The following is a 24603-nucleotide window of genomic DNA, read 5'->3' as shown; positions in this document are numbered from 1 at the left end:
TTCCACGATCGACGGAATCGTAGGGTGGGCAAAGGCGCATTTGCGCCGTGCCCACGACCTGCCCAACGCAGCGAAGAAATCGTGGGCACGCCTCGCTTTGTCCACCCCACAGACGCCCGCGGTGTGGTGCCGACCACTTCTGACCGCGCCAGATGAATCCGCCTGACGCCGCCTGAGCTGATCAGCTCTGGCGGCGCGCCCTGGTGCGCGCCGCCTTCTTCGCGGCGGCGGAGCGCACCTTGGCGCCCTTGGTGTGGCTTGCCTTGCGCGCGGCGGCTGAACGGGACGCTGCGGTTCGGCGGCTTGCGGCTCGCTTGGCCTGTTTCGACAGCGCACTGCGCGATGCGGTCGATCGCGGTTCCTTCTTCAGAGCGTTCGTGGCGGCGCGCGATACTTTTGGCCTCCGCTTCGGCGTGCGTTTGCCCTGGCCGACTTCGTAAGCGTACTTGGCACTACGGCGCGTCGACTTCTTAGTGCTTCCCTTGCGCGGTGGCGGCAGATCGACACCGGCGCGACGCGCTTCGGAGAGGCCGATCGCGATGGCCTGCTTGGTCGAGCGTGCACCGTGCTTGCCTTTCCGGATCCTGTCGATCTCGTCCTTGACGAATTCGCCGGCCTGCGTGCTGGCCGACTTGCCGGCGCGCTTGTCTTGCCTGGCTTTGCGAATGACTTCCTGTCTCGGCATGGTCCAGTTCCCTTCTTGAGTGAGAGGGATGTCTGACCGCAACGCGCAAGACGGAAGATTGATCCGCCTAAAGCATGATCCGGAAAAGTGCGAAGCGGTTTTCCGGAAAGATCATGCGTAGACAACTTTAGTTCCTCAGCGCCGCCAGCAGCTCGTCCGGCCGCTCGGCCATGATCATGTGGCCGGCGCCGGGCACCACGACGGTCTTTGCATGCGGGATCGCCGCGGCGAGCGCCTTGCCGGCCTTCGCCGGCGTCATCATGTCCCGCTCGCCGAGGATGAGCGTCGTCGGCACCTTCACGGTCGCCGCAGCGGCAAGCGCATTCGTATAGGAGTTGCAGGCCGACAGATCCCTGAACAGCACGCCCGGCTCGCATGCCCTGAGCACCGCCTGCGCGCCGCCATGCATCCACAGGCCCGGCGCCAGGCTGCCGCCGAGCTCCGCGTTGAAGCCGAGGCCCCAGATCGAGACCATGTCGTTGGCATCCTGCGAGTTGGCTTCGGCGGCTTTCAACAGATCCGGACCCACCGTCATGGTCGCGGCGGTGCCGATCAGGCTCAGCGCTGACACCTTGTCGGGATGTCGCGCGGCGGTCTCCAGCGAGATCAGCGAGCCCATGGAGTGACCGATCAGATGCGCCTTTGCGGCGCCCGCCGCATCGAGCAGCGCCGCCGTCCAGTCGGCCATCTCGGCGATGCTGCCGAGCGAAGGCCCAGTAGAGCGGCCGTGGCCGGGCAGGTCGGGCGCCAGCACGGCAAAGCCGTGATGGGCGAACCAGCGCGTATGCAACGCCCAGGTCGAATGGTCGAAGCCGGCGCCGTGGATGAAGACGACCGCGGGCAGGGACTTGTCGAAGTCGCGGCCGCCGGTTGCGACAAACACATCGGTGCCGTTGACGGAGAGCTTCATGGTGTCAGGCCTTTTGCGAGATGCGCAGCGCTTGGTTGAGGTCGTCGATGATGTCGCTTGCGGTCTCGATGCCGACCGAGAGCCGCACCAGCTCTTCGCCGATGCCGGCCGCCTTGAGCTGCTCGGCATCCATCTGCTGATGCGTGGTCGAGGCCGGATGGATCACCAGCGTCTTGGCGTCGCCGACATTGGCGAGATGGCTGATCATGCGTAAGCTCTCGATGAACTTGCGTCCGGCAGGCCGGCCGCCCTTGATGCCGAAGGAGACGATCGAGCCGGCACCGCGCGGCAGCAGCGTCTTGGCAAGCTGGTAGTCCGTATGATCCTCGAGCGACGGGTGCAGCACCCAGTCCACGGCCTTGTTGGACTTCAGCGCCTCCAGCACCAGATGCGTGTTCTGCATATGCCGGTCCATGCGCACGCCGAGCGTCTCGACGCCCTGGAGCAGCTGAAACGCGTTGGTCGGCGACAGGCAGGCGCCGAAATCGCGCAGGCCTTCCGTGCGGGCGCGCATGATGAAAGCGGCGGTGCCGAACTGCTCGTCGAAGACGATGCCGTGATAGCCGCCATAGGGCTCGGTCAGCACGCCGAACTTGCCGGAGGAGCGCCAGTCGAAGCGGCCGCCGTCGACGATGGCGCCGCCGATCGCGATGCCGTGGCCGCCGATCCATTTGGTCGCCGAATGCATCACGATGTCGGCGCCGAGCTCGATCGGACGGCTGAGATAGGGCGTGGCGAAGGTGTTGTCGATCAGAAGCGGAATCTTGGCCTCATGCGCGATCGCCGCAACCTTCGGGATGTCGAGCACCTCGAGGCCGGGGTTGCCGATGGTCTCGCCGATCACGAGCTTCGTGTTCGGTTTGATCGCCGCGCGGAATGCGTCGAGATCGCGTGGTTTCACAAACGTCGTGGTGATGCCGAAGCGGGGCAGCGTGTGCGCCAACAAATTGATGGTGCCGCCATAGAGCGAGCTCGACGCCACGATGTGGTCGCCGGCATTGAGCAGCGTGGCGATGGCGAGGTGCAGCGCCGCCTGGCCGCTCGCCGTGCAGATCGCGCCGACGCCGCCTTCCAGCGCCGCAAGCCGCTCCTCCAGCACGCCGGTGGTCGGATTGGAGATGCGCGTATAGATGTGGCCGGCGCGCTCCAGATTGAACAGCGCGGCGGCGTGATCGGAATCCTGGAACACGTAGGACGTGGTCTGGTAGATCGGCACCGCCCGGGCGCCGGTCGTGGGATCCGGATGCTGGCCCGCATGCAGGCTCAGGGTCTCGAAGGCAGGCGGTTTCGGCGCGGGCATGCGTGGCCTCGTTGATCGGTCGGCGATGGCGGCCGTTGTGCCACAAAACGGAGCGGTACGTCAGCCCATTGACAGCGCTGGGTTTGAAGCGAGCTCCAGCCGCGCCGGCGGTGCGCTCCCTCGCCCCGTTCTTACGGGGAGAGGGTTGGGGTGAGGGGCTCTCTCCACGAAGATGGTGGCAGCTGGACTCGCGGAGGCTCCCCCTCACCCGGAATTTGCTGCGCAAATTCCGGCCTCTCCCCGCAAGCGGGGAGAGGCGAAGAGGCGCCGTCCGCGCTTCACCCCCCGATCGCCTGCTCGATCATCCGCGCCTCCCGCAGCAGGATCTCCGCGACCTCCTGCTCGCGCCTTGGCCCGAGCCTCGTGCGAACGGCGGAGACCGTCATCGCTGCAGCCGGTTGCCCGTCCGGCGTCTTGATCCAGGTCGAGATCGATTTCGTCCCCTGCACCAGTCCGATCTCTCTCATGCCATATCCCAGCCGCCTGGCGGCGGTGACCTCGCCGAGCACGGTCGCGACGTCGGTCCGGTAGGCCTCGAACCGCTTCTCGTTCGCCGCGACGATCTTTCGCGCCTCCTGCGCCGGCATTGCGGCGAGAATGGCAACGCCGGCGCTGGAGACGCCGAGCGGCCGGCGCGCGCCGACCTCGATCGACAGCACCTGGATCGGGTAGACGCCGATCCGGCGATCGACGCAGAGCGTGTCGTTGCCGGTGCGCACCGTCAGGAACAGCGTGTCGCCGATCGCGGCGGACGCGCGCTGCAGCGACGGATTTGCGGCGACCAGCAGCCGCGAGGGCCGGGGACGCGCCAGCGCCAGTTCCGGTACCTGGTTGCCGATCGCGTAGCGGCCACTCCTGCCGTGCCGCTCGACGATGCCTTCCTCGATCAGCACGTGGACGATGCGATGCACGGTCGGGCGGGTGAGGCCGGTGGTGCGGACCACCTCTGCCAATGGCACACCGTCCTCGCGCCCTGCGGCCAGGATGCGCAGCACCGCGAGCGCGCGCCGGATCGCCTGCGCGCCATGTCGCGGCTCCACGGCGCTGCGGGTGGATTTCGTTGCGCGTCGTTTGTCCATAATATGGACAAGAACGCCACAATTCGCTCGACAGGGCAAGCGCGCATCTGGAGATTGCGCTCCGATCGGGATGCCATGCACGAAAGTCTGCGCCCGATATGGAATTGGAAGCGCCGCCGGGAGGTTAACATGAGATTAATCTGGATTGCCATCGCTGCAGCAGCCGCAATGTTGGCGGGACCCGCCTCCGGCCAGCAATGGCCGGCGCGCAACGTCAAGCTGATCGTGCCCTATCCCGCCGGCGGCAATGTCGACAGCGCCGCGCGCATCGTCGCCGACAAGCTCCAGGAAAAGCTCGGCCAACCCTTCGTCATCGAGAACAAGGCCGGCGCCGGCGGCATGATCGCGGGCGAAGCCTTCGCGAAATCGGCGCCCGACGGCTACACGCTGTTCGTCGGCGCCAACGGCCCGGTGCTGTTCGCGACCGAGATCAACAAGCGCGACGCCTACAATTGGAAGAAGGACTTTCTCCCGATCTCGACGATCTCGATGACGCCGCTGGTGCTCGAGGTTCATCCCACGGTGCAGGCGACCACGCTCAAGGAGTTTCTCGACCTCGCCAAGCGCGAGCCCGGCAAGCTGACCATGGCCTCGCCCGGTCCCGGCACCACCAACCATCTGCTCAGCGAGCTGATGCAGTCGAATCTCGGCCTGCAATGGGTCACGGCGCATTATCGCGGCAATGCGCCGGCCATCAACGATCTCCTGGGCGGTCAGGTGCAGTTCGCCTTCGACCAGCTCACGGTCAGCCTCCAGCACATCAAGGCCGGCCTGTTCCGCGCGCTCGCCGTCACCTCACCGCATCGATTGAAATCGCTGCCCGACGTGCCGACCTTCGCCGAGCTCGGCTACAAGGACTTCGACGGCCAGACCTTCACCGGCCTGTTCGCGCCCGCTGGCACGCCTGCGCCCATCGTCGAGAAGCTGCACGAGACGCTGGTCGCGATTCTCAAAGACCCCGCCGTGGTCGACAAGTTCGAAAAGCTCGGCGGCGAAGCCACGCCGATGACGCCGGCCGAATTCAGGGCCTATCTCGAGCGCGAGGACGCCAAGTGGATTCCGGTGGTGCGCAAGGCCAATATCAGGGCGGACTGATCGATGCGGATCGATCCGACCGAGCTCGGCGCCGAGCGCATCTACCGCCTGATGACCGGCATCGTGGTGCCGCGCCCGATCGCCTGGGTGACGAGCTTGTCAGCTACGGGCGTGCTCAATCTCGCTCCGTTCAGCGCCTTCACCTTCGTCTCGCAGAAGCCGCCGATGCTCGCCATCAGCGTGGGCCGCAAGGGCGCCGACTACAAGGACACCGCGCACAACATCCTCGATACCGAGGAATATGTGATCCACATCGCGGATACGCCGCTGATGAATGCCGTGCACGACAGCTCCGTCGAGCATCCGCCTGAAATCAGCGAGGTCGAGCATCTCGGCCTGGAGACGCTCGCGAGCGAGCGCATCAAGGTGCCGCGGCTTGCCGCCGCGCCGGTCGCGATGGAGTGCCGATTCCGGCAGTGCCTCGAATTCGGTGACGCCAAGAGCCGGCTCATCGTCGGCGAGGTCGTGCTGTTCCATTTGCGCGACGGTCTCGTCAACGACGGTAAGGTCGAGACCAGGGCGCTCGACCCGATCGCGCGCATCGGCGGGCCGCGCTACGCCCGCCTCGGCGAGATCGTGACGCTGGGCAGCGTGTTCCAGACTCCCAAGTCGAAAGACTGAGCGTGCGGGCCTCATCGCCGGCCGCCGCCCCAAGATCATCGGAGGACATACAATGCGACTGCTGAGCTATCTGCTGGACGGCGAGGCGCGCTACGGCGCGGCCGTGGACGGCGGCGTGGTCGATCTGACCAGGCGCATCGGCCGCGACTATTCGGACGTCAAGGCGCTGATCGCGGCCAACGCACTCGCCGAAGCGCAGGAGGCCGTCGCGGGGCAAAAGCCGGATCATGCGCTGGACAAGCTCGTCCTGTTGCCGCCGGTGCTGGCGCCGGAGAAGCTCTGGTGCATCGGCGTCAATTACGCCGAGCGCAATGCGGAGTATAAAGACAATTCCGACCTGCCCAAATATCCCAGCCTGTTCGTGCGCAGCATGTCCTCGATGACGGGCTCCGGCCAGCCGATCGAGAAGCCGAAGGTTTCGGACCAGCTCGACTATGAAGGCGAGCTCGTCATCGTGGTCGGGCAGGGCGGCCGCCACATTCCGCGCGAAAAAGCGTGGTCGCACATCTTCGGCATGACACTGTGCAACGAGGGCACGATCCGCGATTGGCTGCGCCACGGCAAGTTCAACGTCACGCAGGGCAAGAATTTTGATCGCTCCGGCAGCATCGGCCCGTGGATCGTGACGTCTGACGAGCTCGACCCGCGCGGGCCTCACGACATCACTACGCGCGTCAACGGCGAGGTGCGGCAGCAGGACACGACGGAACGGCTGATGTTCCCGTTCGATTTCCTGATTTCCTATCTCTCGACCTTCGCGACCCTCAAGCCTGGCGACATGATCGTGACGGGCACACCGACCGGCGCGGGCGCCCGGTTCGATCCGCCACGCTGGCTCAGGGACGGCGACGTCGTCGAGGTCGAGTCCAGCCGCATCGGCGTGCTGCGCAACACCGTGGCGGCGGAGCAGTAAAACGATGCTGGATTCCACCACGATCGAACGCCTCGCCGCCCGGCTCGATGAAGCCGAGCGAACCAAGACGCTGATCCCGATGTTCACCAAGGACTATCCGGAGTTCAGCATCGAGGATGCCTACGCGGTCCAGCGCGCCTGGACGAAACTCCAGCTCGGCCGCGGCCGCATCATCAAGGGCCACAAGATCGGCCTGACCTCGAAGGCGATGCAGAACGCGGTCGGAATCAACGAGCCCGACTATGGCGTGCTGTTCGCCGATATGTTCTACGCTGATGCCACGCCTGTTCCGTTCGACCGCTTCCACGCGCCGAGGATCGAGGTCGAGCTCGCCTTCGTGCTGAAGGCGCCGCTGCGCGGGCCCGATTGCACCATTTTCGACGTGCTCAACGCCACCGACTACGTCACGCCGGCGCTGGAGATTCTGGAGACGCGCATGCACCGCGTCGATCCGGAGACCGGCAAGACGCGCAAGGTGATGGACACGATCTCGGACAACGCGGCCAATGCCGCGCTGGTGCTCGGCGGCCGGCCGATCCGCCCGATGGATGCGGATCTGCGCTGGATCGGCGCATTGCTGTTCCGCAACGGCGAGGTCGAGGAGACCGGCCTTGCCGCCGGCGTGCTCAATCACCCCGCCAACGGCATCGCCTGGCTCGCCAACCGCCTCGCGCCGCATGACGAGCATCTCAAGGCCGGCGAGGTCGTGCTGGCGGGATCGTTCACGCGGCCCGTCGACATCCGCCGCGGCGACACCTTCCATGCCGATTACGGCGCCTTCGGCTCGGTGTCATGCCAGTTCGTCTGAAGCAACAATAAAAGGGAGCGCAACATGAGTGGTCAAACGCGGCGCAAGAGCATCCACATCGGCGGCTTCAAGCACGTCAACCCGATTCCGAACGCCTGCCGCATCGGCAATCTCGTGATGTCCGGCGTCATCCTCGGCCGCGATCCCGCGACCAATGCGATGCCCGAGAGTCTCGACGCCCAATGCGCCAACATGTTCGCGCATATGAAGGCGACGGTGGAGGCCGCCGGCGGCTCGACCTCCGACATCATCAAGATGACGGTGTGGCTGAAGGACCGCACGCAGCGCGGCCCGGTCAATGTCGAATGGCTAAAAATGTTTCCGGACGAGCATTCGCGGCCCGCGCGCCACGCGCTGCCGATGGACAACATGGACGGCGGCGCGCTGGTGCAGTGCGACTTCACCGCCGTGATCGACTGAGGGAGCGCTTGCATGCCGATGTATCTGCCGTTCGACCCCAACCCGCGCCGTCCAAGCAAGACGCCGCCGCCGAAGACCATCGACAGCCAGTTCCACGTGCTGGGGCCGATCGAGAAATATCCTGAGCGTCCCGGCGCCGCCTATCGGATGCCGACCGCGACCTGGGAAGCGGCGCTGCGCATGCACAAGACGCTCGGCATCGAGCGCGGCATCATCGTGCAGACCACGACCTACGGCGCGGACCATGCCGTCGTGCTCGACGGCCTTGCCGCGATGGGCCCGAACTATCGCGGCTGCGCCAATGCGCTGGTGTTCGCGGAAGCCAGCGACGCCTATCTCGCAAAACTGCATGATGCCGGCGTGCGCGGCGCGCGCTTCAGCTTCCGCCAGGAGCTCGGCGCCGTGCTGTCGGACGCCGATTTCGCCCGCGCCATCGCCCGCATCCGCGAGCTCGGCTGGTACGTCAAGATCCAGCCCGAGAAGGACGGCATCATGTCGAGCGTCGCCAAATACGAAGATCTCGACGTGCCCGTGCTGATCGACCACATGGCGCGCCCCGACCCCGACACCGGCAGGAACGATCCGAATCTGCGCAAGATGCTGGAGCTGCTCGCCAAGGGCAATTTCTGGGTGATGCTCTCGCTCGGCGAGAAGACCTCGAAGACCGGCGCGCCTTACGACGACGTGATCCCGATCGCGCGCGCCTATATCGAGGCCGCTCCCGACCGCTGCGTCTGGGCCAGCGACTGGCCGCATCCGGTCTCGGTGAAGCAGCCGCCGAACGATGCCGATCTGTTAGAGCTGATGTACCGTTACGCGCCCGACCAGGCGGAGCTGGAGAAGATCCTGGTGCACAATCCGGCCAAGCTGTTCGGCTTTGCGGATTAGGGCATGAGAGGATTGGGCTGAGCAGCTCGCCACGCGCGCGGTGCGCTCCCTCTCCCGCGTGCGGGAGAGGGTCGGGGTGAGGGCTCTTTCCTCTAGGGGATTGTCCCATTGCGGAGACACCCTCTCCCCAACCCTCCCCCGCAAGCGGGGAAGGGAGCGCACCTTCATCGCCGCGACAATCGGGCCCTCACCCCACCGGCTGCTTCGCGAGCCTATCCCGCACCTCCGCGGCGATCTCGAACGAGCGCAGCCGTGCCGTGTGGTCGTAGATCTGCCCCGTCGTCATCAATTCGTCCGCGCCGGTTTCAGTGATCAGCGCCTTCAGCTTCGCTTCGACCACATCGGGCGACCCGACCGCTGAGCACGACAGCGCTTGCGCAACGCCGGCCTTCTCGGCCGGCGACCACAACGCGTCCATGTCCTCCACCGGCGGCGGCAGCGGCCCCGGCGTGCCGCGGCGCAGGTTGATGAATTGCTGCTGCAGCGAGGAGAACATCCGCTGTGCCTCTTCATCGCTGTCGGCCGCGAACACGTTGACGCCGATCATCGCATAGGGCTTGTCGAGCTGCGCCGAGGGCTCGAAGCGCGCACGATATTCGCGCAGCGCCGGCATCATCATCTGCGGCGCGAAATGCGAGGCGAACGCGAAGGGCAGGCCGAGCATTGCCGCGAGCTGCGCGCCAAAGGTGCTCGATCCCAAGATCCACAGCGGTACCTTGGTCCCCATGCCGGGCACGGCGCGGATCGCCTGGTTCGGCTGCACGTCGCCGAGCAGCGCCTGCAGCTCCAGCACGTCATGCGGAAAGTTCTCGGACGTGGTGGCGAGGTCGCGCCGCAGCGCCCGCGCGGTGAACTGGTCGGTGCCCGGCGCCCGGCCGAGCCCGAGATCGATCCGCCCGGGATAGAGCGATTCCAGCGTGCCGAACTGCTCGGCGATGACGAGCGGCGAGTGGTTCGGCAGCATGATCCCGCCGGAGCCGACGCGGATCGTTTTCGTTCCGCCCGCGATGTGGCCAATCACTACCGACGTCGCCGCGCTGGCGATGCCCGTCATGTTGTGATGCTCGGCCAGCCAGAACCGCTTGAAGCCCCACGTCTCGGCATGCCGGGCCAGATCGAGCGAATTGCGGAACGCCTGCGACGCGTCGCCGCCCTGGCAGATGGGGGCGAGGTCGAGCACGGAGAAGGGGATCATGGGAGGGCTGCCGGTGTGGAGGGGCCGCGTGACGGTGCGCGCTTGCAGGACACACATGTAGTGGCAGCGCGCCGAATAGGTAGAGCACTTGCGGGCCCCTCTTGTCAGTTCATCTGAGAGATGCACGCCGCGAAGACGGCCGTTCACAACACTGTTATTGCAGGCCCTGGCGCCCCTCGCGCCAACTGGGCGTTTTACACCTGGTATTGTAGCTTGCGGGAAGCAGCTGCGCTGCTGCCAGGAGGAACTGACATGACCACGGTCGTCTTCACCCGCCGCAACCTCCTCGCTGCCGGCGGCTCCGTCCTCGCAACGGGCCTTCTGGCAACCGGCGCTTCCGGCGTCCTGCTGCCCGCCCGTGCGAGCGGCCTCGCACCGACCGAGTCGATGTCGGGCGGCGCGAACAATTACCGCAAGGGCGCGGCGATCGTGGAGCGGATCGGCAAGGGCGGTTTCTGGATGAGCGGCACCGTGCGCCGCGCCGGCGACGGGGCTCCGCTGGCCGGGCAGCGCATCCAGATCTGGGCGCACACCGTCGAAGGGCGGGAGCACGAGCCGCAGAGCCACGGCGCAACGCTCACCGACAAGGACGGCAGGTTCCGGCTGGAGATGCCGCAGATCATTCCGATCTTCGGCCAGCCGCACGGCCACCTCGCCTATGACAGCGGCGAGTTCAAGACCGTCTTCCTGCGGCCGGTGATGCGGAGCGCCAAGGAGACCAGCCTGGAGGCGCACTTCGTGCTGCAGCCGGCTTGAACCCGACTTGCAAATGACGCGATGGAGATCGGCCCGGGCGCCCCTGATCTGGGGCGCCCTTGGCTTGGCGATCGGCGTGCCGGTTGCGCTTGCTGCGGCCAGCGAGCAGCTGGCATGGCGCGATCCTGTCTACATTATCGCCGGCTTCGCCGGGATCATCGCCCTCGGTCTCGTGCTCGTGCAGCCCTTGCTGATCGGCGGCTACCTGCCGCGATTGTCGGCCTATCGCGGCAGGCGCGCCCATCACTGGATCGGCGGCGCGCTTGCTGTCGCGATTCTGATCCACGTCGCCGGCCTCTGGATCACCAGCCCGCCCGACATGGTGGACGCACTGACCTTCTCATCGCCGACGCCGTTCTCTCCCTTCGGCGTGATCGCGATGTGGGCCATCTTCGCGGTTGCGTTCCTGGCTCTGCTGCGAAGGCGGTTGGGATTGCGGCCGCGAACCTGGCGCATCATCCATATTCCCCTCGCCATCGTCATCGTCGCAGGCAGCGTGGTCCATTGCCTGCTGATCGAGGGGACGATGGAGACGATCTCCAAGGTGGCACTCTGTGCGCTCGTCCTCGCGGCGGCCGTGAAAGTCATGATTGACCTGCAGGTGTGGCGGAAGCGACAGGCGCCGCGCGGGGAGAATGTCGCACGGCAATAATCCGGCGGATCTGGTCAGCTCCAGGACTTCCCCAGGGGGCTATCGCATTTGGGAGTTTTCCCCGCGGCCATCCTTCGAGACGCCCGCTTTGGGCGGGCTCCTCAGGATGAGGGTGGAGTGCGCGGCAGCAAATTTCAACGAGCACTGATGCTGATTAGCCTCATCCTGAGGAGGCGCGTCAGCGCCGTCTCGAAGGACGAGGCGTGCGCGCTGGCCGCTGGTACGAGTCATCTGCGATAACCTGGGGACTTCCCCAGTCCCATCTCTTGTGCGCAGAATGGCGCGCGCCAAGCATCGTCATCGGGCCGGGAGGATCTCGACATGGCAGAGCAGACCATTCGCTTCGACGACGGTGCCGCCTACGAGCAGATGATGGGAATCTGGAGCCGGTTCGCAGGCGAGATATTCCTTGATTGGCTGGCACCTCCTGCAGGCTTGCGTTGGATCGACATCGGCTGCGGCAACGGCGCCTTCACTGAACTCCTGGTCGAGCGCTGCAGCCCCGCCGAGGTCCAGGGCATTGACCCCTCGGCAGAGCAGCTCGCTTTTGCGCGCACACGACCTGCGGCGCGCGTGGCAAAGTTTCACCAGGGCGATGCGATGGCACTTCCTTTCGCCGACGCCAGCTTCGACGCGGCCGTGATGGCGTTGGTTCTCGTATTCGTTCCGGATCCCGCCAGGGGCGTCAGCGAAATGGTGCGGGTCGTTGTCCCCGGCGGTGCGGTCATGACGTATATGTGGGACATGTTGGGCGGCGGCTTTCCGCTCGACCCGATCTACGACGAGATGAAGGCGATGGGCATTCCGGCAACGCGCCCGCCGCGGATGGACGCCTCTCGCATGGAAGCGTTGCGGGACCTGTGGCGAGGAGCAGGTCTCGAGGACGTGCAAACGCGAGAGATTACGGTGCAACGGACGTTTTCAGGTTTCGACGACTTCTGGGCAATCAGTCTGAAGTCCCCCGCGCTCCGGCCTTCCGTTGCCGCCATGAGGCCCGCAGACGTCGAGACGCTCATAGCGCGGGTGCGTGCGGGCCTGCCGGCGCATGCGGACGGTCGCATCACCTGCACTGCGCGCGCGCACGCGATCACGGGGCGCCGGCCCAAATAGCTCGCACTGTGCGGCCCGTAGGATGGATAGAGCACTTGCGAAACCCATCATCTTCGCCACCGCACGAGTCTGATGGGTTTCGCTGCGCGCGGCAGTGGTCCAGAGTCGAGAGGTGAAATCTCTCGCCGCGTCATTGCGAGGAGCCCTTGCGACGAAGCAATCCAGACTGTTTCCGCGGACACATTCCTGGATTGCTTCGCTACGCTCGCAATGACGGAACCTGGCTGCACCGCTTAGCTTGCCGCAGCCTTCGACCGGGCGTAACCTCGCGCAATGCTCGTCACGTCCCCCGATCTGAAAGCGTTTCTGCTGGCGACGCCGTTCTTCGGCGGGCTTTCGGAGGCAGGCCTCGACCTCTTGATCTCGATGCTGGTCGAGCGCCGCTTCGAAGCCGACGCGACCGTTGTGGCCGAGGGCGAGCCGGGACGTTCGATGTTCATCGTCAAGTCCGGCCGGCTGGCGGTGAGCAAACGCACGCATGCGGGCAGGGTCATCCCGATATCGCGTTTGGAGCCTGGCGATTTCTTCGGCGAGATGACGCTGATCGAAATGCAGAACCGCTCCGCCACTGTTATCGCGGAGGCGCCGACCGTGCTGTACGAGCTGACGGCCCAAAAGCTCTATGCCTGCTACAAGGCCGACATCCACGCCTACGTGATCGTTCTGCAGAACATCAATCGCGAGCTATGCCGGCGGTTGCGCCGTTCGGACGACCGCTTCGCAGCACTGCAAATGAATGGCGACCATTGATGGTGCGCAGTGCGTAGGATGGGTAGAGCCCTTGCGAAATCCATCACGTTTCGTGGCTCGACAAGGAGCAGATGGGTTTCGCTTCGCTCTACCCATCCTACGGGCTACTGAGATCCTCGACGCGCATCACGACTTGTCGTGCGCGTACTTCTCCAGGACCAGCCGATTATACTCGTCCCTGACGGCTCTGCGGGAAACATGTCCCTTCCGGTCCTTGGCGATTTTCAAAAGATCAGGATCGGTCGGTGCTTTTGATTTCCGCCGAAATCTCGCAAGAAGAGGAATCGTCGGCTCCGACATCCTTCCAAACAGGCGGTCGAACCATCCCATCGTGTCCTCCCGGACAGGTCGCGAGCGAAAAGACTAGCACCATGAAATGAGGGGTCAACGTGCCGTGTGGCCGCAACCTTTCGAAGAGGCGCAACCGGAAGGACACCGATCGCAACGCTTCTGGCCCGTCGGGCAAAACACCGCCTCTCCCGCGCAGCCCCCGTCAATCCCTTCTCGCAAATATATTCCACTTTACCGAAATTCGGAATTGCAGTATCCATCGCTCATCCCGCCCAGGGAGAGGGGCGATCGTACGTCGTCACGAACGAGGGCCAGGGTGCGGTGGACGCGGCTGCGTCGGGCACGCGGGGCGGGACCAGGGCGAGATGAACCTCGTGAGGTCTCACAGCGTGTGGAACGGACGGCGCCAACATCCGGCGAAGCCTCTTGGCGGAGCCGGAAGCTGCGTACGGCAAAACCGTGTGGTCCTGACCGTCGTTGCTACGGTCAAGCCTTGCGGAGATGCATCTGGGCTCAACCGGGCCTTGAGGCATCGTCAATTCGCGAGGTGACGGAGGCCAGAAGGAACTCGGCTCCGGGGAGAGCAGGCATAAGCCGTCAAACCACTGCGCAGGGAAGGCCGTGTGTTGGGCTTCACCTGTATGCCGCTGTGCAGTTTTCTGCGTGTGCTGTCGCACAGCGGACCGTGGGTGCCAGCCGGCACCCGGCCTTCCCTGCGCCCTCTTCATAGAAGAGGGACAAGGAAACGAGCAAAACTCGGGCGTTTCGGGCCGCGAGAATGCCAAGCCATGTGTGGAAGACTGACGAAACGACCGAACTTGCTCTTCTCGCCCGTGAGGATCAGCGGCGCGCGGCGATCGCCGTCAGCTCCAGCTTGACGCCCGGGCCGAGATCCGCAACGCCGATCGCGGCACGCGCCGGCAGATGCTCCGCGGTGAAATAGCGCTTCCACACCTGGTTGAACGCGGCCTTCTCAGTGAGGTCGGCCACGAAGATCGTCACCTGCAGAACGCAGGACAGATCGGAGCCGGCCCCCTCGAGCAGGGTCTTCAACTGGCGCAGCACATCCTCGGCCTGGCCGGCCATGTCGAGCCCGGCATCTTCAGGGACGATGCCGCCGAGATAGAGCACGCCATTGTGCTCGACGATCTCGTGGAGCAGTCCTTCATAGGGCAGGGAGCGTGTGATCACGATCGCATCCATGGGTGTTGCGGGCGCGCTGGCCAGGCACAAGGCTTGGTTCAACAAGGCTTGGTTCAACGCGGCTCGCGTCGGTGAGGAAAGCTGGTGCTGCCAGACAGGATTGAACTGTCGACCTCTCCATTACCAATGGAGTGCTCTACCACTGAGCTACGGCAGCATGTGCTGGGACAAGAATCGGCCGCCCGAGGGGCCTACCAAGCGGGCCGATATCTGCCACAAGCCCCCCTCCTGCGCAAGCTTGCTAGCCCCGCCAAAACGAGAAAATCGGGCCGATATCGGCGCCAAAATGCCCGTTTTCGTCCGGACTGACCGCCTTCATGCCGATTCGGGGTCTGATATCCCTGCCCAACTGGTCAGTTGGCCGGGGAGCCGGATTCGATCCATCTCGCGTTTCGCAAGGGTCCTATCGCCTCACCCTCTTGAGCTGCCACACTTCGATGGCATCCTGTGGCCGGTTGCTGTGATGGAGCCGCGATGGGCGACGAGACTGACAAGAGCGCGAGGCAGCCGAGGGCGTCCCGGGACGACCGGCTGAAATCGGCGCTGCGCGAAAACCTGAAGCGGCGGAAGTTGCAGGCGCGCGAACGCGCCGCAAGCACCGACCCCTCGCAGAACGACGATGGTTCCCTAAATGAGGGGGCCGCCGGTAAGACCTCTCGTTGAACGCCGGCGGCTGGAGATTTTGGAGTGCATGCAGTGGCCATGGGGCAGGACGAAACACAACGAACCGACCGTGATGCGCAGCTGTTGCGGTTCACGCGCCCCGAGCAGACCTTTCCGGCGCTGACGCCCGCCGAGATCGAACGGATCAGGCACTTCGGCGAAATCCGCACCTACGCGGACGGCGAATTGCTGTTCGAGACCGGCAAGCCCGGGCCCGGCATGTTCGTGGTGCTGGCGGGCCACGTCGCCATCACCCAGCGCGATGGTCTCGGCCACGTCACGCCCGTGATCGATCAGGGGCCGGGGCAATTCCTGGCCGAGCTTGGCCAGCTCTCGGGCAGGCCGGCGCTGGTCGACGGCCGCGCCGAAGGCAATGTCGAGGTGCTGCTCGTCCCGCCGGACCGGCTGCGCGCGCTGCTGGTGGCCGAAGCCGAGCTTGGCGAGCGCATCATGCGCGCGCTGATCCTGCGCCGGGTCAATCTGATCCAGGGCGGCATCGGCGGCCCCGTGCTGATCGGGCCCTCGAACTCCGCCGGCGTGGTGCGCCTGCAGGGCTTTCTCACCCGCAATGGCCAGCCGCATCATCTGCTCGATCCCGAGAGCGAGCATGACGCCGCCGAACTGATCGCGCGCTATTCGCCGAAGCCGGAGGATTGGCCGCTCGTCGTCACGGCCGGCGGCACGGTGCTGCGCAATCCCAGCGAGACCGAGCTCGGCCGCGCCATCGGCATGATCGGCGGGGCTAAGGACGACCGTATCTACGATGTCGCCATCGTCGGCTGCGGGCCGGCGGGGCTCGCGACTGCGGTCTACGCTGCGTCCGAAGGTCTGTCGGTCGCGGTCGTCGACACCCGCGCCTTCGGCGGCCAAGCCGGCGCCAGCGCGCGCATCGAGAACTATCTGGGCTTCCCGACCGGCATCTCCGGCCAGGCGCTGGCGGGCCGCGCCTTCACGCAGGCGCAGAAGTTCGGCGCCGACATCATGATTCCGATGTCGGTGAGCTCGCTGGATTGCTCGCGCGTCAACGGCACCTTCGCGCTGGCGCTGGATTGCGGCGAAACCTTGCGCTCCCGTTCGGTGGTGGTCGCCAGCGGCGCGCGCTATCGCCGTCCCGATATTGCCAACCTCGAGAAGTTCGAGGGCCGCGGCGTCTGGTACTGGGCATCGCCCGTGGAGGCGCGGCTCTGCGCCGGCGAGGAGGTGGCTCTGGTCGGCGCCGGCAATTCGGCCGGCCAAGCGGCCGTGTTCCTGTCGGGCCATGCGAAAAAAGTGCTGATGATCATCCGCGGCGGCGGCCTTGGCGCCAGCATGTCGCGCTATCTCATCGAGCGCATCGAAGCGACCCCGAACATCGAACTGATGTTCAACACCGAGATCACCGCGCTCGAGGGCGACGAGGCCTCGCTGCTGCGGCGCATCCGCTGGAAGAGCCGGCTGTCGGATGACGAGGATTCCGCCGACATCCGCAATCTCTTCCTGTTCGTCGGCGCCGATCCCGCCACGTCCTGGCTCGACGGTTGCGGCGTGACGCTCGATCGCGGCGGCTTCGTCGTCACGGGCGCGCAGTCGGAGCAGAACCAGGGCAAGCTGGTGGCGCCGCTGGAGACCTCCGTGCCCGGCGTCTACGCCGTCGGCGACGTCCGCTCCGGCTCGGTCAAGCGCGTCGGCGGCGCCATCGGCGAGGGCGCGCAGGTCGTTGCCTCCCTGCATGGCTATCTCGGCGACGCCGCAAAACCGGCGCTTTAGTCAAGGACAAGGCAAGGCAATGGCAAGCCAAATCCGGCTTGTCATCTTGCTGCGCAATGCGTGACTATCCCCTCGTCGCGAGGCAAATCGCGCGCGGAAAAAACAACGATTCAACGGGAGGACCAAATGGCTGAAGTCGTCGTGCTCTACAAGACACCCAAGGATGCTGCCGCCTTCGACAAGTACTATGCCGAGACGCACATTCCACTCGCCAAGAAACTTCCCGGCCTGAAGAACTACGCCGTCAGCAAAGGGCCGGTCGCATCTCCCGCAGGCCCTTCCGGAATCCATCTCGTCGCCATCCTCACCTTCGACAGCGTGGCCGACGTTCAGGCCGCCTTTGCCAGCCCGGAAGGCAAGGCGACCGGCGCCGACGTGCCGAAATTCGCCAGCGGCGGTGCCGACATCCTGATCTTCGATACCAAGAACGTGTGAGTTCGATTCAACTTTCGTCGAAAGCCTGCCGTCGTTTGTGACAGCGCTGCAAAAAGTTCAGCCATGCGTTTTTCGATTTCGCACGATGACGCATGGCTGCGCTCATGCATGTGACGACAACGCAGGTGGTAATCCGATGAGGACCGTAATACTATTCTCGTCACCTCAACGCCGAGAGTAGGAGAGATGTCATGGTGCTTGGCCTAAGCCTGCCCGCCCTTACGCTGATCCATGTCATCATCAGCCTGATTGCCATCGTCGCCGGGCTTGTCGTGATGTTCGGCCTGCTTGGCTCGAAGTCGATGCCGGGCCTGACTGCGATCTTCCTGCTGTTCACCATTCTCACCAGCGCGACTGGTTTCCTGTTTCCATTCAAGGAGCTGCTGCCCTCGCACATCATCGGCATCATCTCGCTGGTGCTGCTCGCGATTGCCTGTTTCGCGCTCTACGGCATGAAGCTCGGCGGCGTCTGGCGCCCGGTCTACATCGTCACCGCGATGATCTCGCTATATTTCAACGTCTTCGTGCTGGTGATCCAGTCGTTCCTCAAGGTGCCCGCACTTGCCGCGCTCGCGCCCGCCGTGCCCCCGGCGCCGCCATCGGGGCCGGTCTTCGCCGTGGTGCAGGGCATCGTGCTGGTGTTCTTCGTCGTGCTGACCATCGGCGCCTGGCGCCGCTACAAGCCCCTGGCGTTTGCCTGATTGGCCCCTCTCGTCATTCCGGCCATCGCACAGCGATAAACTCTGGTGCGCAATCGCGCACCAGAGAATCCCGATTTATCAATCTCCAGATTCCGGGTTCGCGCTGACGCGCGTCCCGGAATGACGTCTCTCATTGAAAGGAGCCCCACCATGCCCACCATCACCACCAAAGACGGCGTCGAGATCTTCTACAAGGACTGGGGCTCGGGCCAGCCGATCGTGTTCAGCCATGGCTGGCCGCTGTCCTCGGACGATTGGGACGCGCAGATGATGTACTTCGTCACGCGCGGCTATCGCGTCATCGCCCATGACCGCCGCGGCCACGGCCGCTCGGCGCAGGTCGCCGACGGCCACGACATGGATCATTATGCCGACGATCTCGCCGCGCTCACCGCGCATCTCGACCTCAAGAACGCCCTCCATGTCGGCCATTCCACCGGCGGCGGCGAGGTCGTGCACTACATCGCCCGTCACGGCGAGAGTCGCGTCGCGAAGGCCGCGATCCTCTCGGCGGTGCCGCCGCTGATGGTGCAGACCGCAGCCAATCCCGGCGGCCTGCCGAAGAGCGTGTTCGACGATTTCCAGGCCCAGCTTGCCGCCGGCCGCTCGGCCTTCTACCGCGACATCGCCGCCGGCCCGTTCTACGGCTACAACCGCCCCGGCGCAAAACCGCTGGAAGCGGTGATCGAGAACTGGTGGCGCCAGGGCATGATGGGTGGCGCGAAAGCGCATTACGACGGCATCGTCGCGTTCTCGCAAACCGATTTCACTGAGGATCTGAAGAAGATCAACGTGCCGGTTCTGGTGATGCATGGCGACGACGACCAGATCGTGCCATACGCGGACTCGGCGCCGCTCTCGGCCAAGCTGCTCAAGAAAGGCGTCCTGAAGACCTATAAGGGATTCCCCCACGGCATGCCGACCACGCATGCCGAGACGATCAACGCGGATCTCCTGGCGTTCTTCAGGGAGTGAGGTTTCACGACTCTCACCCTCCCTTGTTGTGGGAATGGGTGGCTCGCCGCGTAGCGGCGAGCCGGACGAGGGCTTAACTTGTGTGTGGAAATTTCGGGGCTCGTGCGCGTTGAGCCCGTCCACTCAAGGAGAGGCGCGGCGATGTCGCCCCAGCTCAAACTGATCGCTCTCGACGCCGACGACCTCGCCGTGATCTCGACCCATGTCCAGGACGCCCGCGTCCAGGCTTCCGATATCATTTGGCGGCAGGGCGAGAAACGGCTTGTGGTCGGAATGAGCCGGCTGGACTGGGAGCAGACCTTGGAGGGCGAGACCGAGCCGCGCCGGCTGGTCGCAGCGCTCCGTTTCGACCGTGTGCTCGCCTGCAAGTCGCGCAACATTGACCTCGCCGCGCCGGACAAGATCCTGAATCTCGTCGGCATTGAATTTCACCCCCGGGACGGCCGCGCCGAGGAGCCCGGCGGCAGCGCCCTGCTTTTGTTCGCCCAGGGCGGCGCCATCCGCCTGGACGTCGAGTGTCTGGAATGCGAGCTGACCGACCTCGGGGCCGACACGCTGGGCACTGGAGTCCAGGGGGAGGGCTGAAGAGGCCGTATACCAGCCGAATGGGCCCTGGCTGGGATGGCATCTGCCGAGGGTTGACGCAGCTTCCCCGCCGCGCCATTGAGCAGGGGACCTGGTGCGCCGATCCGCCCCTCAAGACCAGCCGGAAGCCAAGCGAAACATGCCCGTTCGCCTCGACCGCAGCAGCGCCGATTTCGACCAGCGATTCGCAGCCTTCCTCGCCGCCAAGCGCGAGGCTTCGGCCGATGTCGAGGCCGCCGCGCGCGCGATCGTCGACGACGTGGCCAAGCGTGGCGATGCCGCCCTGCTCGAGGCGACGGCCAAGTTCGACCGCCTGAAGCTGGACGCATCCTCCTTGCGCGTCTCCGCCGCCGAGATCGAGGCCGCCGTGAAGGCCTGCGAGCCTGCGACGCTGGATGCACTCAAGCTCGCGCGCGACCGCATCGAGACCTATCACCGCCGTCAACTGCCGAAAGACGAGCGCTTCACCGACCCGCTCGGCGTCGAGCTTGGTTGGCGCTACACCGCGATCGAATCCGCCGGCCTCTACGTCCCCGGCGGCACGGCGGCCTATCCGTCCTCGGTGCTGATGAATGCCGTGCCGGCGAAAGTCGCCGGCGTGTCGCGCCTCGTGATGGTGGTGCCCTCGCCGGACGGCAAGCTCAATCCGCTGGTCCTGGCGGCCGCCCATCTCGGCGGCGTCACCGAGATCTACCGTGTCGGCGGTGCGCAGGCGGTGGCCGCGCTGGCGCATGGCACCGCGACCATCGCGCCGGTCGCCAAGATTGTCGGCCCGGGCAATGCCTATGTCGCTGCCGCGAAACGGCTGGTGTTCGGCAAGGTCGGCATCGACATGATCGCCGGCCCCTCGGAGGTGCTCGTCATTGCCGACGACACCGGCAACGCCGATTGGATCGCCGCTGACCTCTTGGCGCAGGCCGAGCACGATTCCAGCGCGCAGTCGATCCTGATCACGGACTCGGCGCGCCTTGCCGCCGACGTCGAAAAGGCGGTCGAGGCGCAGCTGAAGACGCTGCCACGCGCCGCGATCGCCAGCGCGTCCTGGGCCGATTTCGGCGCCGTCATCATGGTGAAGAACCTGGGCGAGGCCATCCCGCTCGCGGACGCCATCGCGGCCGAGCATCTCGAGATCATGACCGTCGATCCCGACGCGCTCGCGGCGAAGATCCGCAATGCCGGCGCGGTGTTCCTCGGGCCGCACACGCCCGAAGCGATCGGCGATTACGTCGGCGGCTCCAATCACGTGCTGCCGACGGCGCGCTCGGCGCGGTTTTCCTCCGGCCTCTCGGTGCACGACTTCATGAAGCGCACCTCGATCCTGAAATGCGGGCCCGACCAATTGCGTGCGCTGGGACCTGCCGCGATGACGCTCGGCAAGGCGGAGGGGCTGGACGCCCATTCCCGCTCGATTGGATTGCGCCTCAATCTGTCATGACAAAGCCGCCCGCACAGGACGACTCAACTAATCGCATCGTCGGCGTCACGCTCGACGAGGAATCGATTGGCCGTTCCGGGCCCGACATCGAGCACGAGCGGGCGATCGCGATCTACGATCTGATCGAGCAGAACCTGTTTGCGCCCGAGGGCGCGGACGGCAAGGGCCCGTTCACGCTGCATATCGGCATCACCGGCAACCGGCTGATGTTCGACATCCGCCGCGAGGACGGCACGCCCGTGGTCGCGCATCTGTTGTCGCTGACGCCGTTCCGGCGGATCGTGAAAGACTATTTCATGATCTGCGACAGCTATTACCAGGCGATCCGCACCGCGACTCCCGACAAGATCGAGGCCATCGACATGGGCCGCCGCGGCATCCACGACGAGGGATCGCGCACGCTCCAGGAGCGGCTGAAAGGCAAGGTGCGGGTCGACTTCGAGACCTCGCGCCGGCTGTTCACGCTCATTACAGTCCTGCACTGGAAGGGCTGAGCGCGATGGCGGATCCGCCACGCGCACGCGATCCTCAGTCGGTGCTGTTCGCCTGTGCGATGAACAGCGTGCGCTCGCCGATGGCCGCGAGCCTGTTGCAGCACATGTTTCCGCAAGGGCTCTATGTGAAGTCGGCCGGCACCAAGAAGGGCGAGCTCGATCCCTTCGCCGTGGCCGTGATGGGCGAGCTCGGCCAGGACATCTCCGGCCACAAGCCGCAGACCTTCGAGGAGCTGGAGGATTGGGAGGGACTGAATTTCGACCTCATCATCACGCTCTCGCCCGAGGCGCATCACAAGGCGCTGGAGCTGACGCGAACGCTCGCGGCCGAGGTCGAATACTGGCCGACGCAGGATCCCACCACCATCGAAGGCAGCCGCGACCAGAAGCTGGCTGCCTATCGCGAGGTCTGCGATCAGCTCCTGATGCGCATCCGGCGGCGCTTCGCCAAGGTCGGCGCGGCGAGCGGGTAGCATCAGCCCGCCGTAACACCCGCGTCACAGAGAGCAGGCACAGCCGTGGCGGATACCTCGAATCACCAAACTCCGGTTCCCGGGTTGTGAAACCGGCCCCCTTCCGATAGGTTCCGCGCGCAATTCACCCCTGCCTCATCTTCCAAATCACCTGATGCTTGGCCGCCCCAAATTCGTACTTGCCTCCGGCTCGCCGCGTCGGCTGTCGCTGCTCAACCAGGCCGGCATCGAGCCGGATGCGCTCCGGCCGGCCGACGTCGACGAGACGCCGAGGCGGGGCGAGCTGCCGCGCGCCTGCGCCAACCGGCTGGCGAGGGCCAAGGCCGACGCTGCGCTGAAGTCGGTGCAGCTCGACGACGAGTTGCGCGGCGCCTTCATCCTCGCCGCCGACACGGTGGTGGCGGTCGGCCGCCGCATCCTGCCCAAGGCCAATCTGGTCGACGAGGCCGCGCAGTGCCTGCGGCTGCTGTCGGGCCGCAACCACCGCGTCTACACCGCGATCTGCCTGGTCACGCCGCGCGAGGCTTTCCGCCAGCGTCTGGTCGAGACGCGCGTGCGCTTCAAGCGCCTGTCCGAGGACGACATCCAGGCCTATATCGGCTCCGGCGAATGGCGCGGCAAAGCCGGCGGCTACGCCGTGCAGGGCATCGCCGGATCCTTCGTGGTCAAGATGGTGGGGTCCTACACCAACGTCGTCGGCCTGCCGCTGTACGAGACCACGACGCTGCTCGGCGGCGAGGGCTTTCCGATCCGCTTCGGCTGGCTCAATACCATCGCGGTGTGAGCCCAAGTGAGCCCAAGGGCCGCGCCGACAAAAACCTCGAAAACAACCCCATGCACAGTAGAATGGCCCCGCCGGGTCCGACCAGCGGCGCATGCGCAGCTGCACCGGGAACCCGTTTCCGGGCAGGCTCTTGAACCCCGTCACCCCGTGTAAGCTGCCGACATCCATGGACGACCAGGTCAACAAGCCCACCGGCCCGCTCAAAACCTGCCCGATCTGCGGCAAGCCGCAGACGCAGGCCACCCGTCCGTTCTGCTCCTCGCGCTGTCGCGACGTCGACCTGAACCGCTGGCTGAAGGGCTCCTACGTCATCCCCGGCCGCGACGACGAAACCGACGACGTCGAATAATCGAGCTGTATCAAAGCTTTAATTGCCTCGCTGAAGCGCCGAGCAGCAGCCGCAGCAACCCCGCCCGATCTTGTGCACAGAAGGGCCGCGCCCGGCGCAGCCACTTCGCGAAGCCGGGTGGACAGGCCGCTCCGAGCCCACTATAAACCGCCCGCTCGATGGGCTTTGGCCCCTCTCTTGGAGCACGCCCAGGTAGCTCAGTTGGTAGAGCATGCGACTGAAAATCGCAGTGTCGGTGGTTCGATTCCGCCCCTGGGCACCAATCTACGCTTTTCCACACTGAAGCACGATCTCGTACGATAGCGCTTGCCAGATTACCGGCGCGAAGCGCGCTCGCGTTTTTCTTTTCTCTTCCTGGAGCTTGCCAAGAGGCATCTGGAAAACCCGGCGCGCGGCGGCGTCTGGAATCAAGGCATCTAAGTCGTTCGGCAGGCTTGGCCGACCGCCTAGGCTCCCGCTAAAGGCTGCGCGATCCCGCGCGGCTTCCGCAGGAGCCCAACCATGAAGCAACTCAAGGATATAGCCATCGAAGCCCATGGAGGCCTCGATCGGTGGCGGCAGTTCGAGCAGGTGTCGGCCGATCTTGTGCAGGGCGGCGTCCTGTGGTCCTTGAAGGGACAGGCAGTCACCCTCGAGCGGACCAACGTCACCGTGGGTCTGAAGAGGCAGTGGGCGTCACACGCTCCGTTCGGCGCTGACCATCGCCGCTCGCGCTTTGAGCCGAGCCGGGTGGCTCTGGAAGCAGACAACGGAACGGTTCTCGAAGAGCTGCTTGAGCCGCGCGCGAGCTTTGCCGGCCATGAGTTGCAAACGCCGTGGACTGAACTGCAACTCGCCTACTTCGCCGGCTGCGCGATGTGGACCTATCTGAACATGCCGTTCCTGCTTGCCTGGCCGAGACTTGAGACCGAGGAACTGGAGCCCTGGCCGACCGACAGCGGAGACTGGCGCCGCCTTGCGGTGCGATTTCCGGCAGAGATCGCGACGCACAGCACCGTGCAGACGCTCTATTTCGACGGTGAGGGGCTGCTGAAGCGCCACGACTACAACGTCGAGATCTCCGGCAACACGCCCGGCGCGCATATCATCGAAGACTACACGGAAGTCTCGGGCATCAAATTCCCGACGAAACGCCGGATCTATTCCCGCCAGCCAGACGGCAGCTTCAGCACCGAGCCCCTCGTCGTTTCGATCGATCTCTCCAACATCCGTCTCAGCTAGCGATGAGCCTTTGGAATCCAAACTCGACGGCATGAGAAGCCGGTGGCCTTTGACGATTGATCCGAC

29 protein-coding genes and 2 tRNA genes are annotated in these 24603 nt (G+C 65.3%); 23 read left to right on the top strand and 8 right to left on the bottom strand.

What is annotated here, in order from left to right:
- Positions 1-181: 181 nt before the first annotated feature.
- The 4 genes from GA0061099_RS22575 to GA0061099_RS22560 all read right to left on the bottom strand — a co-directional run bounded on the left by GA0061099_RS22575 (position 182) and on the right by GA0061099_RS22560 (position 3974).
- Positions 182-685: a DUF6496 domain-containing protein gene (locus tag GA0061099_RS22575; RefSeq protein ID WP_036026948.1), complete on the bottom strand. Its 504-nt coding sequence runs from the start codon at positions 683-685 to the stop codon at positions 182-184.
- Between the two features lie 127 nt (positions 686-812).
- Complete coding sequence (locus GA0061099_RS22570; protein ID WP_036026951.1) at positions 813-1595, bottom strand: alpha/beta fold hydrolase; 783 nt, start codon at positions 1593-1595, stop codon at positions 813-815.
- Between the two features lie 4 nt (positions 1596-1599).
- Positions 1600-2895 carry an O-acetylhomoserine aminocarboxypropyltransferase gene (locus GA0061099_RS22565; RefSeq protein ID WP_036014390.1) on the bottom strand — a complete coding sequence of 432 codons (1296 nt, stop codon included), beginning with the start codon at positions 2893-2895 and terminating at the stop codon, positions 1600-1602.
- A gap of 278 nt (positions 2896-3173) precedes the next feature.
- Positions 3174-3974, bottom strand: coding sequence for an IclR family transcriptional regulator (locus GA0061099_RS22560; RefSeq protein WP_036026964.1), 801 nt, complete (start codon positions 3972-3974; stop codon positions 3174-3176).
- A gap of 129 nt (positions 3975-4103) precedes the next feature.
- Here GA0061099_RS22560 and GA0061099_RS22555 point away from each other — a divergent pair, with 129 nt between their 5' ends.
- Genes GA0061099_RS22555 through GA0061099_RS22530 form a run of 6 tightly spaced genes read left to right on the top strand, consistent with a single transcriptional unit; the run spans position 4104 to position 8719 of the window.
- Positions 4104-5069: a Bug family tripartite tricarboxylate transporter substrate binding protein gene (locus GA0061099_RS22555; RefSeq protein WP_036026998.1), complete on the top strand. Its 966-nt coding sequence runs from the start codon at positions 4104-4106 to the stop codon at positions 5067-5069.
- 3 nt (positions 5070-5072) lie between these two features.
- Positions 5073-5690 (top strand): flavin reductase family protein, encoded by a 618-nt coding sequence (locus tag GA0061099_RS22550; RefSeq protein ID WP_036026965.1) that lies wholly within the window; start codon positions 5073-5075, stop codon positions 5688-5690.
- A 52-nt stretch (positions 5691-5742) separates the two neighbouring features.
- Complete coding sequence (locus GA0061099_RS22545) at positions 5743-6603, top strand: fumarylacetoacetate hydrolase family protein (RefSeq protein ID WP_036026966.1); 861 nt, start codon at positions 5743-5745, stop codon at positions 6601-6603.
- A 4-nt stretch (positions 6604-6607) separates the two neighbouring features.
- On the top strand, positions 6608-7411 hold the full coding sequence (gene hpaH, locus GA0061099_RS22540; protein WP_036026968.1) for a 2-oxo-hept-4-ene-1,7-dioate hydratase: 804 nt from the start codon (positions 6608-6610) through the stop codon (positions 7409-7411).
- Between the two features lie 24 nt (positions 7412-7435).
- The gene (locus GA0061099_RS22535) at positions 7436-7831 is read left to right on the top strand and encodes a RidA family protein (protein ID WP_036026970.1); all 396 of its coding nucleotides are present in this window, start codon (positions 7436-7438) and stop codon (positions 7829-7831) included.
- Between the two features lie 12 nt (positions 7832-7843).
- Complete coding sequence (locus GA0061099_RS22530; RefSeq protein ID WP_036026973.1) at positions 7844-8719, top strand: amidohydrolase family protein; 876 nt, start codon at positions 7844-7846, stop codon at positions 8717-8719.
- A gap of 187 nt (positions 8720-8906) precedes the next feature.
- Here the strand turns inward: GA0061099_RS22530 and GA0061099_RS22525 are convergent, their stop codons facing one another.
- Positions 8907-9914, bottom strand: a complete 1008-nt coding sequence (locus GA0061099_RS22525; RefSeq protein WP_036026975.1) for an LLM class flavin-dependent oxidoreductase — start codon at positions 9912-9914, stop codon at positions 8907-8909.
- Between the two features lie 252 nt (positions 9915-10166).
- Here GA0061099_RS22525 and GA0061099_RS22520 point away from each other — a divergent pair, with 252 nt between their 5' ends.
- The 4 genes from GA0061099_RS22520 to GA0061099_RS22505 all read left to right on the top strand — a co-directional run bounded on the left by GA0061099_RS22520 (position 10167) and on the right by GA0061099_RS22505 (position 13182).
- The gene (locus tag GA0061099_RS22520) at positions 10167-10670 is read left to right on the top strand and encodes a peptidase associated/transthyretin-like domain-containing protein (RefSeq protein WP_036014379.1); all 504 of its coding nucleotides are present in this window, start codon (positions 10167-10169) and stop codon (positions 10668-10670) included.
- Between the two features lie 13 nt (positions 10671-10683).
- On the top strand, positions 10684-11322 hold the full coding sequence (locus tag GA0061099_RS22515) for a ferric reductase-like transmembrane domain-containing protein (RefSeq protein ID WP_036026976.1): 639 nt from the start codon (positions 10684-10686) through the stop codon (positions 11320-11322).
- Positions 11323-11643: 321 nt separating this feature from the next.
- The gene (locus tag GA0061099_RS22510; protein ID WP_036026978.1) at positions 11644-12432 is read left to right on the top strand and encodes a class I SAM-dependent methyltransferase; all 789 of its coding nucleotides are present in this window, start codon (positions 11644-11646) and stop codon (positions 12430-12432) included.
- A 273-nt stretch (positions 12433-12705) separates the two neighbouring features.
- Complete coding sequence (locus GA0061099_RS22505; RefSeq protein WP_036014373.1) at positions 12706-13182, top strand: cyclic nucleotide-binding domain-containing protein; 477 nt, start codon at positions 12706-12708, stop codon at positions 13180-13182.
- A 126-nt stretch (positions 13183-13308) separates the two neighbouring features.
- Here GA0061099_RS22505 and GA0061099_RS40215 read toward each other — a convergent pair whose 3' ends face one another.
- From GA0061099_RS40215 to GA0061099_RS22495, 3 genes are all read right to left on the bottom strand, one after another.
- Complete coding sequence (locus tag GA0061099_RS40215; protein ID WP_036026980.1) at positions 13309-13512, bottom strand: hypothetical protein; 204 nt, start codon at positions 13510-13512, stop codon at positions 13309-13311.
- Positions 13513-14313: 801 nt separating this feature from the next.
- Complete coding sequence (locus tag GA0061099_RS22500) at positions 14314-14664, bottom strand: RidA family protein (protein ID WP_085969234.1); 351 nt, start codon at positions 14662-14664, stop codon at positions 14314-14316.
- 94 nt (positions 14665-14758) lie between these two features.
- Positions 14759-14833, bottom strand: a tRNA-Thr gene (locus tag GA0061099_RS22495).
- Positions 14834-15150: 317 nt separating this feature from the next.
- On the opposite strand from GA0061099_RS22495, the gene GA0061099_RS22490 reads away from it, so the two are divergent.
- The 13 genes from GA0061099_RS22490 (at position 15151) to GA0061099_RS22430 (ending at position 24537) form a co-directional block, all read left to right on the top strand.
- Entirely contained in the window at positions 15151-15339 is a 189-nt protein-coding gene (locus GA0061099_RS22490) for a hypothetical protein (protein WP_036014369.1), read from the top strand.
- Positions 15340-15378: 39 nt separating this feature from the next.
- Positions 15379-17085 carry an FAD-dependent oxidoreductase gene (locus GA0061099_RS22485; protein ID WP_036026983.1) on the top strand — a complete coding sequence of 569 codons (1707 nt, stop codon included), beginning with the start codon at positions 15379-15381 and terminating at the stop codon, positions 17083-17085.
- A 126-nt stretch (positions 17086-17211) separates the two neighbouring features.
- The gene (locus GA0061099_RS22480; protein WP_036014366.1) at positions 17212-17520 is read left to right on the top strand and encodes an EthD family reductase; all 309 of its coding nucleotides are present in this window, start codon (positions 17212-17214) and stop codon (positions 17518-17520) included.
- Positions 17521-17711: 191 nt separating this feature from the next.
- Positions 17712-18221, top strand: coding sequence for a hypothetical protein (locus GA0061099_RS22475; RefSeq protein ID WP_036014365.1), 510 nt, complete (start codon positions 17712-17714; stop codon positions 18219-18221).
- Between the two features lie 150 nt (positions 18222-18371).
- Complete coding sequence (locus GA0061099_RS22470; RefSeq protein ID WP_036026985.1) at positions 18372-19196, top strand: alpha/beta fold hydrolase; 825 nt, start codon at positions 18372-18374, stop codon at positions 19194-19196.
- A 141-nt stretch (positions 19197-19337) separates the two neighbouring features.
- Complete coding sequence (locus GA0061099_RS22465; RefSeq protein ID WP_036026988.1) at positions 19338-19781, top strand: DUF2948 family protein; 444 nt, start codon at positions 19338-19340, stop codon at positions 19779-19781.
- 139 nt (positions 19782-19920) lie between these two features.
- Positions 19921-21216: a histidinol dehydrogenase gene (gene hisD / locus GA0061099_RS22460; protein WP_036026990.1), complete on the top strand. Its 1296-nt coding sequence runs from the start codon at positions 19921-19923 to the stop codon at positions 21214-21216.
- Complete coding sequence (locus GA0061099_RS22455) at positions 21213-21710, top strand: UPF0262 family protein (RefSeq protein WP_025032375.1); 498 nt, start codon at positions 21213-21215, stop codon at positions 21708-21710. Before hisD ends, GA0061099_RS22455 begins: the two co-directional genes overlap by 4 nt.
- Before the next feature lie 5 nt (positions 21711-21715).
- Positions 21716-22183, top strand: a complete 468-nt coding sequence (locus GA0061099_RS22450) for an arsenate-mycothiol transferase ArsC (protein ID WP_036026992.1) — start codon at positions 21716-21718, stop codon at positions 22181-22183.
- 154 nt (positions 22184-22337) lie between these two features.
- Complete coding sequence (locus tag GA0061099_RS22445; RefSeq protein ID WP_074448049.1) at positions 22338-22967, top strand: Maf-like protein; 630 nt, start codon at positions 22338-22340, stop codon at positions 22965-22967.
- 166 nt (positions 22968-23133) lie between these two features.
- Positions 23134-23316: a DNA gyrase inhibitor YacG gene (gene yacG / locus GA0061099_RS22440; protein WP_036027000.1), complete on the top strand. Its 183-nt coding sequence runs from the start codon at positions 23134-23136 to the stop codon at positions 23314-23316.
- A gap of 186 nt (positions 23317-23502) precedes the next feature.
- Positions 23503-23578, top strand: a tRNA-Phe gene (locus tag GA0061099_RS22435).
- Between the two features lie 239 nt (positions 23579-23817).
- Complete coding sequence (locus GA0061099_RS22430) at positions 23818-24537, top strand: hypothetical protein (RefSeq protein WP_036027003.1); 720 nt, start codon at positions 23818-23820, stop codon at positions 24535-24537.
- Positions 24538-24603: the final 66 nt, after the last annotated feature.

Source organism: Bradyrhizobium yuanmingense (genome assembly GCF_900094575.1).
Classification (GTDB): Bacteria; Pseudomonadota; Alphaproteobacteria; order Rhizobiales; family Xanthobacteraceae; genus Bradyrhizobium; species Bradyrhizobium yuanmingense.
Note: the sequence above shows the minus strand (reverse complement) of the source record. Positions and strands in the feature narration are given on the sequence as shown.